This window comes from Streptosporangium sandarakinum, assembly GCF_013409935.1.
Lineage (GTDB): Bacteria > Actinomycetota > Actinomycetes > Streptosporangiales > Streptosporangiaceae > Streptosporangium > Streptosporangium nondiastaticum.
On sequence record NZ_JACCCO010000001.1, the window covers coordinates 3,042,322 to 3,056,658 of the forward strand.

Here is a 14,337-nt window from a genome sequence, read left to right on the forward strand (position 1 = left end):
CGCCTTACCGCTCCTCGTCCGCCGTGCGCGGGCCCGCCGCCGGAAAACCGCCGGTCACTTCGCGGCCTCCTGGTCGATCAGCGGCAGCGTCCGCAGCGCCTGCAGTTCGAGCTCGTCGATCTGCTTGGCGCGGTGCGCGCCGAACTTCATGTTCTGAATCTTGTCGTGCAGCTTCACGATCGCGTCGATGAGCATCTCCGGCCGCGGCGGGCAGCCGGGCAGGTAGATGTCGACGGGCACGACGTGGTCCACGCCCTGCACGATGGCGTAGTTGTTGAACATGCCGCCGCTGGAGGCGCAGACTCCCATGGCGATGACCCACTTGGGCTCGGCCATCTGGTCGTAGATCTGACGCAGGACCGGGGCCATCTTCTGCGACAGCCGACCCGCGACGATCATGAGGTCGGCCTGCCGCGGAGACGCCGAAGCGCGCTCCATGCCGAAGCGCGCCAGGTCGTGCTTGGGACCGCCGGTGGACATCAGCTCGATGGCGCAGCAGGCCAGACCGAAGGTGGCCGGCCACACGGAGTTCTTGCGCGCCCAGCCGGCGACCTGCTCGACCGTGCTGAGCATGAACCCGCTCGGAAGTTTCTCTTCAAGTCCCATATCTAGTCCCAGTCCAGACCCTTGCGGCGCCACACGTACGCGTAGGCCACGAGAACGGTGACGATGAACAGCACCATCTCGACCAACCCGAAGACGCCGAGCCGGTCGAAGGCGACCGCCCACGGGTAGAGGAAGATGATCTCGATGTCGAACACGATGAAGAGCATCGCGGTGATCATGTACTTCAGCGGGAAACGGCCGCCGCCGACCGGCTGGGGCGTCGGCTCGATGCCGCACTCATAGGCGTCGAGCTTCGCGCGGTTCCAGCGCTTGGGACCGGTGAAGGGAGCGATCGTCACCGAGAAGATCGCGAATCCCGCCGCGAGAACGGCGAGCACCAGGATGGGCGCGTACAGGTCCATCGCTACGCCTCCTCTCCCATCTCCACGCGCGCCGGCGCGTAGCTGGTCGTGTCTGTGTGGTGTGCAAGTCTAGGCAGGGCGGTCATCGCGCTCGCCTCCCGCTGGCCGGGCTTCACAATGCAGGTGTTCATGCCGGTGGCGCCACCTTCGACAGGGCGTTGATGATGCGGTCGGACGCGTCGCCGCGCCGGTCGGTGAGGTTGGCCAGCAGTTTCAGCGCGAACCTCATCAGCGGCGGGTGCGGCAGCGCGTGACGGGTGACGAAGTTCATCACCCCGCGGTGGCCGATGAGCTCCACGAACCCGCGGCCAAGGGTGAAGTAGCCGCCGTAGGCGTCCTTGAGGATGCTCGGATAGGCCCGCAGCACCCGCTCGCGCTGGGCCGCGGTCGCCCGGCCGAGTGCCTGGACGATCGTCTCCGCCGCGATATGGCCGGTCTCCATCGCGTACGCGATGCCCTCGCCGTTGAACGGGTTGATCATCCCGCCCGCGTCGCCGACGAGCACCAGGCCGCGGGTGTAGTGGGGCTGCCGGTTGAAGGCCATCGGCAGTGCCGCGCCCCGGATGGGGACGGTCATGTTCTCCTCGACGTAGCCCCACTCGGGCGGCATGGTCGCCACCCAGCGCCGCAGCAGGTCGCGGTAGTCGGTGCCCTTGAAGGCGTCGCTGGTGTTCAGCAGCCCGAGGCCGACGTTGGAGGTGCCGTCGCCGACGCCGAAGATCCAGCCGTAGCCGGGCAGTAGGGTGTCGCCGTCCCACAGCTCCAGCCAGGTCTCAAGATAGTCGTCGTCGTGGCGCGGGCTGGTGAAGTACGTCCGTACGGCCACGCCCATCGGGCGGTCCTCGCGCTTGTGCAGCCCCATCGCCAGGGAGAGCCGGGTGGAGTTGCCGTCGGCGGCGACCACCAGGCGGGAACGGTAGGAGACCTCCTCGCCGTCCTTCTTCGCGGTGACGCCGACGACATGGCCGCTGCGCTCGTCGAGGATCGGGGCGGTGACGTTCACGCCCTGCAGCAGGCGGACCCCGGCGCGCTCGGCGTTGGCGGCGAGGATCTGGTCGAAGTCCTGCCGGGTGCGCACCAGGCCGAAGTCGGGGTAGCTCGCCAGCTCGGGCCAGTCGAGCTCGAAGCGCAGGCCGCCGCCGACCACCCGCAGGCCCTTGTTCCTGATCCAGCCGGGGGCGTCGATGTCGATGCCCATGGCGATGAGCTGCTTGACCGCCCGGGGCGTCAGGCCGTCGCCGCAGACCTTCTCACGGGGGAAGGTGGTCTTTTCGAGCAGCAGGACCTCAAGGCCGGCCCGGGCGAGATGGAAGGCGGTCGTCGAGCCGGCGGGTCCGGCGCCGACGACGATCACGTCGGCGTCGATTTCGGTGACGTTCCGCTGTGTGGCGGCTGGCACGGTCACGAGACCCGTCCTGTCCTACAGCTTCGAGGCCTTTGAGTATTCGGCCCTTCGTTCCTTTGTGAAGTGCTTCACAAACTTGTCGGCCCGAAGTCTAGCCCCTTTACGGCCAGAAGTGTCAGCGGGGTACGGCAACGCCCGCGAATCTTCACGCCGGCTTGTAGGCGCGGTGAAGCGCCACGATCCCCAGGGCCAGGTTGCGCCACGCGACCCGTTCCCAGCCGGCCTCTCGGATGATCCTAGCCAGCCCGGCCTGATCCGGCCAAGCCCTGATCGACTCGGCCAGATATTCGTAGGAGTCGTCGTTGGAGCCGAACAGCCTGGCGGCCTGCGGCATCATCCTCATGAGGTACTGGGTGTAGACGAGGTCGAACGCCTTGCTCGTCGGGTGGGAGAACTCCAGGATCACCAGGCGCGCCCCCGGCTTGGCCACCCGCAGCATCTCGCGCAGCGCCTGGCCGGTGTCGTGGACGTTGCGCAGCGCGGTGGAGATCGTCACCGCGTCGAAGACGTCGTCGGCGAACGGCAGCCGCAGCGCGTCACCGGCCACGAAGGTGACCCCGCGCACCCCGCCGCCGGACAGGCCCGAGCCGCCCCGCCGCCGCACACCGGTGCGCAGCATGCCGAGGGAGAAGTCGGAGGCGATCGCGCGGGCGCCGAGAGCGGTGAAGGTGTCGGTGGAGGTGCCGGTGCCCGCACCGAGGTCGAGGACCAGCTCGCCGGGGCCGGCGTCGACGGCCGCCGCGGTCGCCTTGCGCCACAGCCGGACCTGGCCGAGGGAGATGATGTCGTTTACCAGGTCGTAGCGCCGGGCCGTGCGATCGAACATCGCGGCGACCTCGTGCGGTTGCTTGTCCAGCGAAGCGCGCGTCATGAGGACAAGACTAGGCCCGCGAGGACATTCCACGGAAAGTAGCCACTCGGTTACTCACGGTCTGCTAGTAATTGCGGAATGCTCCCCGAAACCGCCCCTCCCCGGGCCGTCGCCCCCGTTCCGGTCCCGGTTCCGGCGGCGGCCGTCCCCGTTCTCCGCCGGGCCGCCGCTCCCGCCGCGGCCGTCCCCGCCCTCCGCCGGGCCGCCGTCACCGCCGCGTCGGCCCTCGCCATCCTCGCCGCCCTCGCCATCCCCCCGCCGCCCGCCGCGGCCGGCACGGTCCGGCACCCCGCGGTCGTCTCGGCCGACCCGGTGGACACCACCCCGCACGTTCTCGACGGGATCGTCAACGCCATCGCCCTGGTCGGCGACACGGTGGTGGTCGGCGGCAGGTTCAGCCGGGTGCGCGAGGCCGGCTCGGCACGGGCGGTGGAGCGGCGCAACCTCTTCGCCTACGACCTGGCCACCGGGCGGATCCTGCCGGGCTTCGCGCCGCGGCCCGACCGCCCGGTCCGGGCTCTGGCCGCGGGCGACGGCGGCACCGTCTACGCCGGCGGGGAGTTCACCGCGGCGGGCGGCCCCGTCCTCCGCCGGACCGGCGCGCTGGCCCGGCTGCGGCTGTCCGACGGCTCGCCGGTGACCGGCTTCGCCGCCCGGATCCGCGGCGGCGCGGTGACCACCCTGGTCAGGGACGGTTCGGCGCTGTACGCGGGCGGCGGCTTCACTCACGCGGGCGGCCTGGCCCGCCCGGCCCTGGCCCGGCTGGACGCCGCCACCGGCGCCGCCGACCCCGCGTTCGGCATCCGGCCGGGCACGCCGCGGGGCTCCCGGGTACGGGTCCACGCGCTGGCGCTCGGCGGCGGGAAGCTGGCGGTCGGCGGCGACTTCACCACCCTCGGCGGGCTGCCGAGGGCCCAGCTCGGCCTGGTGGACGTCCGCGCCGCCCGGGTCGACGCCTGGCGGACCGCCTTCTACGCGGCGCGGTGCGCCCGCGACTTCCCGAGCTATGTGCGCGGCCTGGACTTCGCGCCCGACGGCGCCTATTTCGCGGTCGTCACGACCGGAGGCCCACGCGGGGCGAGTCGGCCGTGCGACACCGCCGCGCGCTTCGAGACCCGCCCGCCGCGTGCCTCGGGCGAGGTCTCCCCCACCTGGGTCAACCACACCGGGGGTGACTCGCTGTACGCGGTGGCGGCGACCGGGGCCGCGGTCTACGTCGGCGGCCACCAACGCTGGCTGGACAATCCGGAGGGCCACGACTCCGCGGGGCCCGGAGCGGTTCCGCGTCCGGGGATCGGGGCCATCGACCCGCGCACCGGCCGGGCGCTGCCGTGGAATCCCACCAGAGACCGGGGAATCGGGGTCAAGGCGTTCCTCACCTGCCCCAGGGGACTACTCGTTGGTAGCGACACAACTCGGCTCGGTCACGAGTACCATGCCCGAGTCGGCATGTTCCCGCTGCCGTGATCACTTCTGATTCTTGGCGATTCGCGCGCTCACCGCGTCCCGCTGTTTGGACAGCAGGACGTAACTGGCCACCCCACTGACCAGGAATGCGGCGACTATGAGGATCAAGGGCTCACGCAGGCCGAGGAGATACAGCAGGCCGAAGCTCACGGCGAACAGTCCCAGCCGGGAGGCGGTGTAAACGAAGACGGGATGCACACCGTCGAGGTTACGTCACTCTCCATGTATGGTCCGCGCCGCCCCGGAGTATCCGGGGGCATGACGGTGCCATAAAGACAGAGCGGACGCTCTTCGCACCGGGCACGGGCACTGCTAGTGTGCCCAACAGATCAGTTTTGTAAAGAAACACCCACGAGAGCGTCAAAGACGCTCTATCATATAACAATCGGGCAGTCAGTCGGTAACAACCCGTGATCTTTGTTAGAAACCACGGATAAATCAGACTTCGCTCGGCACACTGGTTACCTGTCCGCCCGCTGGCAGGAAGCGGGATGCGAGGGGGAGAGATTGTGGAGAGTAGCAGCGAGCGTCTGCTGACGCCCGGAGAGGTCGCCGCCCTCTTCCGGGTCGACCCAAAGACGGTCACGCGGTGGGCCGCGGCAGGCCGTATCAGCAGCATCCGTACCCCCGGAGGGCACCGGCGGTTCCGCGAGTCGGAAGTGCACGCCCTTCTGCGCGGAGAGGACGTACTGACGGCCGAACGGCCGGCAGGCGAGACCCCGCGCGTCTGACGACTGAGGACGTCACCTCATCGGTGGTCCTGCGCGCCTTACCCGGAATGCCGCAGGATCGCCGATGGAGTCGCGCGGCCCACGGGCGAACCGGCCCGCCGACCGCGCCCCGCGAGGCGGCGGGACGCCCGCCGCTCACCCCTCCTGTTCCGCCTTGAAGGCCAGGAACTCCCGCTCCAGCTCGTCGTTCTCCTCCAGCCAGCGCCTCCGCCGGAGCGCGAACTCCTCCTCGGTGAGCGACTCCGCCAGCCAGCGGTCGTAGTCCGGGTCCCCCGGCGAGACCTCCACGTACGCGTTGCCGATCAGACGCCCGTCATCGCTGGACAGGCTCTGCGGCACGCGCAGAGTCCCGTCAGCGAGCCTGATGACGTACATCCTCAGATCACCTAGATTCCGTAGCGCCGGTTGAAGAACAACATGACATTGAGCGCCATCCGCGTGTCGCCGCCGAGCATGTCCACCAGGGCCGGCCGCTGCCGGGAGGCGATGGCGGCGAACGCGTCCGCGAAGAACTCCCGGCGCCCCAGCTCCCCCGCCTGCAGGTGGAAACCCGAGGCCAGCACCGGCACGCACTGCTCGTAGAGGGCGACGAACTCCGCCGAGTCGGACACCCAGTCGTCATGGGGCGCGTCCACGTCGTCCAGGGCGTGCCCGATCTCGTGCATCATCACGTCGGGCGTGGGCGAGGGCCGGTCCCCCACGACCACCTTGCGGTCACCGTACGCCCCGGCGCAGACGTCCCAGGTGGCGCGGCCCGACGGCAGCGCCGCGCCGCGCAGGTAGCCCATGTCGTCCAGGTCGGGCACCCCGCCCTCGCCGACGTAGATCCCGGTGAGCCCCTCGGCCAGCTTCTCCTTGAGCCTGTCAGGCAGCCGGGCGAGGCTCTCCACCGCCCGCACCGTCTCCCGGGAGGGCGGGCCCTCCCGGGAGTCCCACTGGCGGTGCAGGATCGCCTCCAGGGGCCCGCAGTGCCGCAGGCCGTCGCCGAGGCCGGGGGCGTCGGGCGGGTTGGGCAGGGCCCGCGGCCGCTCGTCCGCCAGCTCGAAGTCGCGCCAGGTGTAGTGCGGACGATCCGCCGCGGTCGCCGTCACGGTGCCGGCCCGGCGCTCGGGACCGGCCCCCACCTCGCGCACCGCGCCCGTCTCCCGCACCGGGCCGGTCTCGCGCGCCGTCCCCGCCTCGCGCACCGGACCGGTCTCGCGCGGCGCCGGGCCCGCGTCGCGCGGCGCCCTGCCGGCGCCGCCGTCCACGCGCCGGGACGACAAGCCGCTCTGCCACCAGCGCCGCCGGTGGCGGCCCTTGTCGGCGGAACTCGCCATCGCATGCCCTCCAGGGGAAGTGGCAACGGATCCCACCGTACGACGTGGATCTTCACCAGTCACCCGAAACCGGGCTCTTGCCTCACCCGAACCGGTGATGGCCTACAGTGCGGAACATGCCCTTGCTAGCGCTGGCACTGCTCGCCCTGTGGCTGTACTGCCTGTTCGACGCCATCACCACACCGGACGAGGAGGCGAGAAACCTGCCCAAGCTGTTGTGGGTGATCATCATCGTGCTGGTCCCCCTGGCCGGCGGGGTGTTCTGGCTCCTGCTCGGCAGGCCGGTCGGTCCCCGCTCGCCCCGCGTCTCCCTGCCCGGGGACGCGCCGCGGCCGCAGGCCCCCCGGGGCCCGGACGACGACCCCGATTTCCTGCGCGACCTCGACCGGCGCCTGCGCGATGACGACTGAGGCGCCATGCCCGGCGGGTCGGGACCGACCCGCCGGATGGCCCTAGAACCACCGGAACGCGGACGGGGCGGCGCGGGACCACCCCGCACCGCCCCGTCACGGACGCTCTTCCCGGACCTTCCGATCAGCCCGGCACCTCCGCGTAGGAGTGCAGGCCGCCGATGAAGACGTTCACTCCGACGAGGTTGAACAGCAGGCAGGCGAAGGCGATGAGCTGCACGATCATGGCGGCCCGGCCCTTGAAGCCGGCGGTGGCGCGGGCGTGCAGGTACGCGGCGTAGGCGATCCAGGTGATGAACGCCCACACCTCCTTGGGGTCCCAGCCCCAGTAACGGCCCCACGCCTTGTCGGCCCAGAGCGCGCCGGCGATGACGGCGAAGGTCCAGATCGGGAAGGAGATCACGATCGCCCGGTGCGCGATCCGGTCCAGGTCCTCAAGGGACGGCAGCCGCAGCGCGGTGTCCTTGCGGACGAGGTAGAGGATGCCGCAGACCCCGGCCACGGTGAACAGGCCGCTGGCGATGATCGCCGCCGACACGTGGATCGCGATCCAGTAGGAGTTGAGCGCCGGCACCACCGGGCCGGCCTGCACCTCCAGGTACTTCACGGAGAAGCCCAGCCCGAGGGCGGCGGCGACCGTGACGAACGCCCCGAGGAAGCGGACCCGGTAGCGCAGGTCCATGAACAGGAACGCGGCCACCGCCGCCAGGCACATGGCGACCACGAACTCGTACATGTTGCCCCACGGCCACCGGTTCACCGATATGCCCCGGGTGAGGATCGCCGACAGGTGCGCGGCCCAGCCCAGCCAGGTGAGCGCCACCGCGACCGTGCCGGCCCGCGACGCCCAGGACGGGGGCTCCTTCCCGGCGGTGGCGTCCCGCCCGGCGGCCTCCACGGCCTCCACGGCCTCCACGGGCCCGGTGGTCCCACCGGCGGGCGGGGCCGTACCGCCGCCGACCGTGGCGAGCACGGCGTCGGCCGGGACCTCCGTCCCGGCGTCGGCGCCTGCCTCCGTCCCGGCGGCCCTCGCCCTGGACCGGGGACGGCCGAAGCCGAGGTCCAGGGCGTATCCGATCATTGCGAAGACGTACAGCAGCACCGTCACCAGGACGAGCTGGTCGCTCAGTACGGCGAGGCCGCTGTTCTCAACGGGCATCCTTAACTCCTGGGTTCAAGGCGGCGATGACCTCGGCGAACTCCTCGCCGAAGTCACCGCCTTCGGTGCGCGTCAGACCGCCCACCTCGATGTGCCGGAGGCCGGGCGCGGACCTGTCCGGTTCCCCGGTGGCCACGGCCTCGTTCTTCACCCGTACCCACACCCTGCGGCGGCGGACGGTCAGGGACAGCACCAGACCGAGGACGGCCAGCGCCGAGAAGACCAGCGCGGGCATCCGGCCCGGGTCGTGGGTGATCTGCAGGGCCACCCACTCCTTGACGCCGGTGAACTCGATCGAGCCCGCGCCTCCGGGCAGGTCGAGCTTCTGGCCGACGGCCAGCGGTTCGGCCTGCGTGACCGGAGCCCCCGCTCCGCCGGGCAGGTCGGGCTTCTGACCCGCGGGCGGCTCGCCGGCCTTCATGACCAGCGGCTTCATCTTCTTCAGGCTTTCCGGGTCGAGCTGGTACACCGACTGCGGCTGGCCGTTGCCCAGCCCCAGGTCACCGGCGAAGACGCCGTAGACCTGGGCCAGGGGGTTGGCCGCGCCGGGGAAGACCGACACCCACTCACCGCCCATCGGCACACCGCTCGGCAGGAAGCCCATGAGGATGCCGAGCTGCTGGGGCTGGGCGTCCGGCACCTTGATCGTGCACTCGGAGGTGAACGTGCTCGGCTGGGCGACCAGGCACGGCACCGGGCCGTCGTAGGCGACCTGGCCCTTGCCGTCCGTGACCTTGAAGGTCGGCGCGTAGCCGTGGTCGATCAGGTAGGTCAGCGTGCCGTTGACGTCCAGCGGTTCGTTGACCTTGAGGTCGTAGTCGCGCTCGGCCGCGCCGGGGGCGTCGGTGACCTTGAGCCTGGCCGAGTAGTCCAGGGGCTGGCCGCGCCGCTCACCCTGGGCGATGTAGGTGGCCTGGAAGTCGTCCACGGTGAAGGAGAACGGCTCCAGCGACTCGGCGTTCACCTGCTGGCCGGGGATGTAGCGGTCGTAGGCGGCGACCGTGTTGGAGAACCCCTCTCCCTCCACGACCAGCACGTTGCCGCGGTAGCCGTACAGCGCGCCCATGGCCACGGCGACCAGGATGCCGACCAGCGAGACGTGGAACAGCAGGTTGCCGGTCTCGCGGAGATACCCCTTCTCCGCCGACACCCAGCCGGGACCGGTGGTGACGCGGTAGCGGCGGCCGCGCAGCCGCGCGGCCGCCTCCTCCACGGTCAGGCCGGCGTCGAAGGAGGCGTGGTGCGGCAGCCGGACGAGGTTGCGCGGCGGCGCGGGCGGCTTTCTTCGCAGCTCGCGCAGGTGGACGGCGGCCCGGGGGAGCACGCAGCCGATCAGGGAGATGAACAGCAGGAGGTAGATCGCGGCGAACCACGGCGCGCGGAACACGTCGAACAGCCAGAAGCGGTCCAGCCACTCGGCGAGCCCGGGATCGTCGCGGAAGTACTGGGCGACCCTGGCGTCGGCGATGCCGCGCTGCGGCCACAGCGATCCCGGGATCGAGGCCAGCGCGAACAGGAACAGCAGAATCAGCGCGGTCCGCATCGACGTCAGCGTGCGCCAGAACCACCGCGCCCACGCCACCGCGCCGAACGACGCCGGCCGTACGGCGGGCTTCTGCCCGGCCGGAGACGGCGTCTCCACGGCCACACCCGCCCGGCCGGTCCGTTCGGTCTCGCTCACCGCGTCCCCCTTTCGTCGCGCTCGGCCTGGTTCATCAGATCACCGGCTCGAATCCGCCGATCCACGTCTGCATCGTCGCGATCAGCCCCGACCAGAGCCCGGTGACCAGCAGCAGGCCGACCGCGACCAGCATGGCCCCGCCCACCCGGGTGATCAGTCGTGAGTGGCGGCGGAAGACCTTGAACGTGCGCAGCGCCTTGCCGTAGGCCAGGCCCGCCAGAAGGAAGGGCAGGCCGAGGCCCAGGGCGTAGGCGAACGCCAGCAGCGCGCCGCGCCCGGCGCTGCCCTCGTTGAGCCCGAGGGTCAGCACCACTCCCAGGGTAGGGCCGATGCAGGGTGTCCAGCCCAGGCCGAACACCACCCCGAGCAGCGGCGCCCCGGCCAGGCCCGCCGCCGGCGCCCGGTGGATGCGGAGATCCCGCTGTAGGCCAGGGATCGCGCCCATGAACGCCAGACCCATGACGACGGTCACCGCGCCCAGCACCCGAGTGATGATCTCGGCGTTGCCGAGCAGCACCGCGCCCAGCCCGCCGAACAGTGCGCCGCCCGCCACGAACACCGCGGCGAACCCCAGGACGAACAGGGCGATGCCCCCGGCCATCCGGCCGCGCCGGGGGTCGGCGCTCATCCCGGTCACGTACGACAGGTAGCCGGGCACCAGCGGCAGCACGCACGGCGACAGGAAGGACACCAGCCCCGCCGCCACCGCGATCGGCAGCGCCAGGGCGAGCGACCCGCCCGCCACCGTCCCGGCCAGGTCAGCGCTCATCACACCCGCGTTCATCGGGTCCGCCGCCGGTCACTGTGACTCATCGCTCAGCTTGGTGACCGTCGCGAGCAGGTCGGAGTGCTTGACCGCGCCGAGCGCGCGGGCGGCGATCCGGCCCTGACGGTCGATGATCAGCGTCGAGGGGATCGCCGCGGGCGGCACCGTGCCCTGGAAGGAGAGCGCGATCTTTCCCGGCTGGTCGAAGATGCTGGGGTAGCCCGCCTGCTGCCCCCGCTCGAAGGCCAGCGCGTCGGCCTTGCGGTCCTTGAAGTCGATGCCCAGGAACTCCACGCCGGAGCCCTTGGTCTTGGCCGCGATGTCCTTGAGCACCGGCGCCTCCGCCCGGCAGGGCGCGCACCAGGAGGCCCAGAAGTTCAGCACCACGACCTTGCCCCGGTGCGCGGCGAGCGTGGCCCGGCCGCCGTCCAGGGTCTCCCCCTCCACCGCGGGGGCGGCCTTGCGGGAGGCCGCGTCGAACATGGTGATCTTGCCGTCACCGGCCACGAAACGGGTGTCGCCCGCCTGCGGCTGCGACCCCTCGTTCCCGGCGCACCCGGACACGGACACGGCGACGGCGGCGCACAGCGCGGCAGCGAAGAAGAGTTTTGCGCGCATCGGTGGCGGGGTCTCCCTGTACTACAACCGGTAGAGCAGCCACTCTACCGGCGGGGTCACGCGCCCCGGCACAGTGGGGCGTCCGGCGGGCGCGTCCGCAGGTGACACGCGCCCGCCGGCGCGTGTCATATGCCTGGCAGCGCGTCCGCGGGTGTCACGCGCCCGGTACGGCGGGGCGCCGGACGAGTGCGCCGGCCGGCTCGCTGTAGCCCACGCTGGTCAGGCGGTTCCCCTCGAAGGACAGGGTGGTGAGGCTGGCCAGACCGCACTGCCTGCGGCGCGGGTCGTGCGGCAGCCGCCTGCCCTCGGCCGCGAGGCGGATGATCCAGATCGGGAGCTGGTGGCTGACCAGCACGGCCTCGTGACCGCGCGCCGCGTCGCGGGCGGTGTCGATGGCCGCCTTCATCCGCCGGACCACGTCGGTGTAACGCTCGCCCCAGGAGGGGCGGAGCGGGTTCCACAGGTAGCGGTAGCGGCTCGGGCTCCGGAAGATCCCGTCGCCGCCCGCGACCATCAGACCCTCGAAGATGTTCTCCGCCTCGATGAGCCGGTCGTCGAGCGTGACGTCCAGCCCGAAGGTGGCGCTCAGGGGGGCCGCGGTCTCCTGGGCCCGCTCCAGCGGGGAGGAGAACAGGGCGACGACGTCGCGGGAGGCGATCGCCTTGGCGACCGTCTCGGCCATCTGCACACCGGTCTCCGAGAGGTGGAAGCCGGGCAGCCTGCCGTACAGGACGTTGGCGGGGTTGTGCACCTCGCCGTGGCGCAGTAGATGAACGATGGTGGTCTCGGCCATGGTGTCATCAGCCTACCCATCCGTACGGCGCGCCCCACCTGGTGCCCCACCGCGCCCGGGAGCACGGGTTCGGCGACTTCGGCGGCGGCGTCCGGCGACCACGGTTTCGGCGGCGTCCGACGACTATGCCTCGGCTTCGGCGGCGTCCGACGGCCATGCCTCGGCGACGACGGCCTTCGCCCGGCCGTCCACGACGGCGCCCGGGGGCGGCCTTCAGTCGCAGCGTTCGGCGGCCACGGCTTTGAGCGCTTCCACGGCGGCCCGGATCGCCGGGCGGCGGGCCGCGTCGGCGCGCCACAGGGCGTAGACCCGGCGGGACAGTCTGGGTCGGAGCGGGATGATCCGCACCCCGTCGGGCAGGAAGTCGCGGCCGAGGCGCGGGATGATCGCGCACCCCTGCCCGGCGGCGACGAGGGCGAGCTGGGTCGGGTACTCGTCCGCCATGCAGGAGATCTCCGGCTCCAGCTCGGCCGCGCGCAGCGTGTGGACCAGCCAGTCGTGGCAGACGGTGCCCGGCGAGGAGCTGACCCACCGCTCCCCGGACAGGTCGGCGAGTTCGATCTCCGGACGCCCGGCCAGCGGGTGGGCCGCGGGCAGGGCCGCGTCCGCGATGTCATCGAGGAGCGTCTCCCGCGACAGCCCCTCGGGGATGGCCATCGGCCGGTTCGACCAGTCCTGGGCCAGCGCGAGGTCCAGCTCCCCCCGGGCCACCTCACGGATCTGCCGTGCGGGCTCGCGTTCCATCATCTGCAGCTGCAGGTCGGGGTGGCGCTTCTGCAGCAGCCGAAGCGCCCCGGGCATCAGGCCGCGGGCCGCCGTGGGGAAGGCGCCGATGCACAGCCGTCCCACGACCTCCCCGCGCAGCGCCTCGAAGTCGGCCTCGGCGGTCTCAACCAGCGCGAGGATGCGCCCGGCGTGGTCGGCGAGCAGCCCGGCCGCGTCGGTCAGCCGCACACCGCGCCCGTTGCGCTCCAGCAGGGGCGCGCCGGTCTCCCGCTCCAGTTTGGCGAGCTGCTGGGAGACCGCCGACGGGGTCACCATCAGCGCCTCGGCCGCGGCGCCCACGGAGCCGTAGACCGCCACTGCGTGCAGGGCCTTGAGGCGGTTGAGATCCAACATGTAAGCGATTCTAAAGCCATTTAGAAAGAAAGTCTCGATTGTCCTGAATTATTGGCGTGAGCAACGATGAAAAGATGAGAACCAGACACCTTCTCCTGGCCATCGGCCTTGCCGCCGTCTGGGGCTTCAACTTCGTCGTCATGGAGGCGGGGCTGCGCCACTTCCCGCCGTTGCTCTTCGTGACGCTGCGGTTCGCCCTGGCGGCCTTCCCGGCGCTGCTGTTCGCCGGAGGTCCCGGTGTGCCGTGGCGGCGGGTCCTGGTCGCCGGGGCCACACTCGGCGTCGCGCAGTACAGCCTCCTGCTGCTGGGCATGCGAGCCGGCATGCCCGCCGGCCTGACGTCGATCGTCGTCCAGGCCCAGGCGGTGTTCACCGTGGTCCTGGCCGTGTTCCTGCTGAAGGAGCGGATCACCGCGCGACGGGTCGCCGGCCTCGGCGTCGCGTTCGCCGGGCTGGTGCTGATCGGCGTGGACCTGGGCGGCGAGGGCGGCCCGATCGGCGCCTTCCTCCTGGTCGTCGGCGGCGCGTTCGGCTGGGGTCTGGGCAACATCGCGGTGCGGAAGGCGGCGCCGCCCAGTTCCCTGCGGTTCATGATCTGGCTGAGCGCGGTGGCGGCCGTACCCATGTTCGGCCTGTCACTGCTGGTCGAGGGCGTCCCCCAGGTGCGGCTCTCCACCGAGGGCGTGCTGGCCGTCCTGTACGTCGCGCTGCTCGCCACCCTCGGCGGCTTCGGGGTCTGGGGCTTCCTGCTCAAGAGGTACGACGCGTCCGTCGTCGCGCCCTACAGCCTGCTCGTCCCGGTCTTCGGCATGTCCTCGGCCCTTCTGGTCACCGGGGAACCGATCTCCCCGATGAAGCTCGCCGCCGCCGTACTGATCATCTCCGGAGTCCTGTACGCGGGCGCCCGCCCACGCCGGAGGGCTGTTCCCGGCGAAGCTTCCGGCGGGGTCCCCGGCGGGGCGGGACGGCGGGACGGTGACCGGCCCCGCGCGGGCAGCACCGCTCCCACCGGGGGATAGCCGGTACGGCC

The 14,337-nt window shown here is 71.5% G+C and carries 17 protein-coding genes; 4 read left to right on the forward strand and 13 right to left on the reverse strand.

Annotated elements, in window-relative coordinates:
• Positions 1 to 54: 54 nt before the first annotated feature.
• The 4 genes from HDA43_RS13595 to HDA43_RS13610 all read right to left on the reverse strand — a co-directional run bounded on the left by HDA43_RS13595 (position 55) and on the right by HDA43_RS13610 (position 3,244).
• Positions 55 to 606: a NuoB/complex I 20 kDa subunit family protein gene (locus HDA43_RS13595; protein ID WP_179820475.1), complete on the reverse strand. Its 552-nt coding sequence runs from the start codon at positions 604 to 606 to the stop codon at positions 55 to 57.
• Positions 607 to 608: 2 nt separating this feature from the next.
• A complete protein-coding gene (locus HDA43_RS13600) occupies positions 609 to 968 on the reverse strand; it encodes an NADH-quinone oxidoreductase subunit A (RefSeq protein ID WP_179820493.1) in 360 nt (119 codons plus the stop codon).
• 127 nt (positions 969 to 1,095) lie between these two features.
• On the reverse strand, positions 1,096 to 2,373 hold the full coding sequence (locus HDA43_RS13605; RefSeq protein ID WP_179820496.1) for a geranylgeranyl reductase family protein: 1,278 nt from the start codon (positions 2,371 to 2,373) through the stop codon (positions 1,096 to 1,098).
• Between the two features lie 145 nt (positions 2,374 to 2,518).
• On the reverse strand, positions 2,519 to 3,244 hold the full coding sequence (locus HDA43_RS13610) for a demethylmenaquinone methyltransferase (RefSeq protein WP_179820498.1): 726 nt from the start codon (positions 3,242 to 3,244) through the stop codon (positions 2,519 to 2,521).
• Positions 3,245 to 3,322: 78 nt separating this feature from the next.
• Here HDA43_RS13610 and HDA43_RS13615 point away from each other — a divergent pair, with 78 nt between their 5' ends.
• A complete protein-coding gene (locus HDA43_RS13615; RefSeq protein WP_246423977.1) occupies positions 3,323 to 4,711 on the forward strand; it encodes a hypothetical protein in 1,389 nt (462 codons plus the stop codon).
• Here the strand turns inward: HDA43_RS13615 and HDA43_RS13620 are convergent, their stop codons facing one another.
• Positions 4,712 to 4,909 carry a DUF4229 domain-containing protein gene (locus HDA43_RS13620; RefSeq protein WP_179820501.1) on the reverse strand — a complete coding sequence of 66 codons (198 nt, stop codon included), beginning with the start codon at positions 4,907 to 4,909 and terminating at the stop codon, positions 4,712 to 4,714.
• A 293-nt stretch (positions 4,910 to 5,202) separates the two neighbouring features.
• Between HDA43_RS13620 and HDA43_RS13625 the strand changes: the two genes are divergently transcribed.
• Entirely contained in the window at positions 5,203 to 5,442 is a 240-nt protein-coding gene (locus HDA43_RS13625) for a BldC family transcriptional regulator (protein WP_179820504.1), read from the forward strand.
• Positions 5,443 to 5,577: 135 nt separating this feature from the next.
• Here HDA43_RS13625 and HDA43_RS13630 read toward each other — a convergent pair whose 3' ends face one another.
• Both HDA43_RS13630 and HDA43_RS13635 read right to left on the reverse strand, forming a co-directional pair.
• Positions 5,578 to 5,817 (reverse strand): hypothetical protein, encoded by a 240-nt coding sequence (locus HDA43_RS13630; protein WP_179820507.1) that lies wholly within the window; start codon positions 5,815 to 5,817, stop codon positions 5,578 to 5,580.
• Positions 5,818 to 5,828: 11 nt separating this feature from the next.
• On the reverse strand, positions 5,829 to 6,761 hold the full coding sequence (locus HDA43_RS13635; RefSeq protein ID WP_179820509.1) for a hypothetical protein: 933 nt from the start codon (positions 6,759 to 6,761) through the stop codon (positions 5,829 to 5,831).
• Between the two features lie 116 nt (positions 6,762 to 6,877).
• On the opposite strand from HDA43_RS13635, the gene HDA43_RS13640 reads away from it, so the two are divergent.
• The gene (locus tag HDA43_RS13640; protein WP_179820512.1) at positions 6,878 to 7,171 is read left to right on the forward strand and encodes a PLD nuclease N-terminal domain-containing protein; all 294 of its coding nucleotides are present in this window, start codon (positions 6,878 to 6,880) and stop codon (positions 7,169 to 7,171) included.
• Between the two features lie 124 nt (positions 7,172 to 7,295).
• Here HDA43_RS13640 and ccsB read toward each other — a convergent pair whose 3' ends face one another.
• The 6 genes from ccsB to HDA43_RS13670 all read right to left on the reverse strand — a co-directional run bounded on the left by ccsB (position 7,296) and on the right by HDA43_RS13670 (position 13,307).
• On the reverse strand, positions 7,296 to 8,330 hold the full coding sequence (gene ccsB, locus HDA43_RS13645) for a c-type cytochrome biogenesis protein CcsB (RefSeq protein WP_179820514.1): 1,035 nt from the start codon (positions 8,328 to 8,330) through the stop codon (positions 7,296 to 7,298).
• Complete coding sequence (gene resB, locus HDA43_RS13650) at positions 8,320 to 10,011, reverse strand: cytochrome c biogenesis protein ResB (protein ID WP_179820517.1); 1,692 nt, start codon at positions 10,009 to 10,011, stop codon at positions 8,320 to 8,322. The genes ccsB and resB overlap by 11 nt, the downstream gene beginning before the upstream one ends.
• A gap of 34 nt (positions 10,012 to 10,045) precedes the next feature.
• Complete coding sequence (locus HDA43_RS13655) at positions 10,046 to 10,780, reverse strand: cytochrome c biogenesis CcdA family protein (protein ID WP_179820519.1); 735 nt, start codon at positions 10,778 to 10,780, stop codon at positions 10,046 to 10,048.
• A gap of 30 nt (positions 10,781 to 10,810) precedes the next feature.
• On the reverse strand, positions 10,811 to 11,395 hold the full coding sequence (locus HDA43_RS13660) for a TlpA family protein disulfide reductase (RefSeq protein ID WP_179820521.1): 585 nt from the start codon (positions 11,393 to 11,395) through the stop codon (positions 10,811 to 10,813).
• A 154-nt stretch (positions 11,396 to 11,549) separates the two neighbouring features.
• Entirely contained in the window at positions 11,550 to 12,188 is a 639-nt protein-coding gene (locus HDA43_RS13665; protein ID WP_179820523.1) for a histidine phosphatase family protein, read from the reverse strand.
• Between the two features lie 213 nt (positions 12,189 to 12,401).
• Positions 12,402 to 13,307: a LysR family transcriptional regulator gene (locus tag HDA43_RS13670; protein WP_179820525.1), complete on the reverse strand. Its 906-nt coding sequence runs from the start codon at positions 13,305 to 13,307 to the stop codon at positions 12,402 to 12,404.
• 74 nt (positions 13,308 to 13,381) lie between these two features.
• Between HDA43_RS13670 and HDA43_RS13675 the strand changes: the two genes are divergently transcribed.
• Positions 13,382 to 14,326, forward strand: a complete 945-nt coding sequence (locus tag HDA43_RS13675; RefSeq protein WP_179820528.1) for an EamA family transporter — start codon at positions 13,382 to 13,384, stop codon at positions 14,324 to 14,326.
• Positions 14,327 to 14,337 lie beyond the last annotated feature (11 nt).

Bases quoted from the DNA above. Each gene is read 5' to 3' on its own strand.
- HDA43_RS13595 (WP_179820475.1), bottom strand. From the start codon at position 606: ATGGGACTTGAAGAGAAACTTCCGAGCGGGTTCATGCTCAGCACGGTC.
- HDA43_RS13600 (WP_179820493.1), bottom strand. From the start codon at position 968: ATGGACCTGTACGCGCCCATCCTGGTGCTCGCCGTTCTCGCGGCGGGA.
- HDA43_RS13610 (WP_179820498.1), bottom strand. From the start codon at position 3,244: ATGACGCGCGCTTCGCTGGACAAGCAACCGCACGAGGTCGCCGCGATG.
- HDA43_RS13615 (WP_246423977.1), top strand. From the start codon at position 3,323: ATGCTCCCCGAAACCGCCCCTCCCCGGGCCGTCGCCCCCGTTCCGGTC.
- HDA43_RS13625 (WP_179820504.1), top strand. From the start codon at position 5,203: ATGCGAGGGGGAGAGATTGTGGAGAGTAGCAGCGAGCGTCTGCTGACG.
- HDA43_RS13630 (WP_179820507.1), bottom strand. From the start codon at position 5,817: ATGTACGTCATCAGGCTCGCTGACGGGACTCTGCGCGTGCCGCAGAGC.
- HDA43_RS13635 (WP_179820509.1), bottom strand. From the start codon at position 6,761: ATGGCGAGTTCCGCCGACAAGGGCCGCCACCGGCGGCGCTGGTGGCAG.
- HDA43_RS13640 (WP_179820512.1), top strand. From the start codon at position 6,878: ATGCCCTTGCTAGCGCTGGCACTGCTCGCCCTGTGGCTGTACTGCCTG.
- ccsB (WP_179820514.1), bottom strand. From the start codon at position 8,330: ATGCCCGTTGAGAACAGCGGCCTCGCCGTACTGAGCGACCAGCTCGTC.
- HDA43_RS13655 (WP_179820519.1), bottom strand. From the start codon at position 10,780: ATGAGCGCTGACCTGGCCGGGACGGTGGCGGGCGGGTCGCTCGCCCTG.
- HDA43_RS13660 (WP_179820521.1), bottom strand. From the start codon at position 11,395: ATGCGCGCAAAACTCTTCTTCGCTGCCGCGCTGTGCGCCGCCGTCGCC.
- HDA43_RS13665 (WP_179820523.1), bottom strand. From the start codon at position 12,188: ATGGCCGAGACCACCATCGTTCATCTACTGCGCCACGGCGAGGTGCAC.
- HDA43_RS13670 (WP_179820525.1), bottom strand. From the start codon at position 13,307: ATGTTGGATCTCAACCGCCTCAAGGCCCTGCACGCAGTGGCGGTCTAC.
- HDA43_RS13675 (WP_179820528.1), top strand. From the start codon at position 13,382: ATGAGAACCAGACACCTTCTCCTGGCCATCGGCCTTGCCGCCGTCTGG.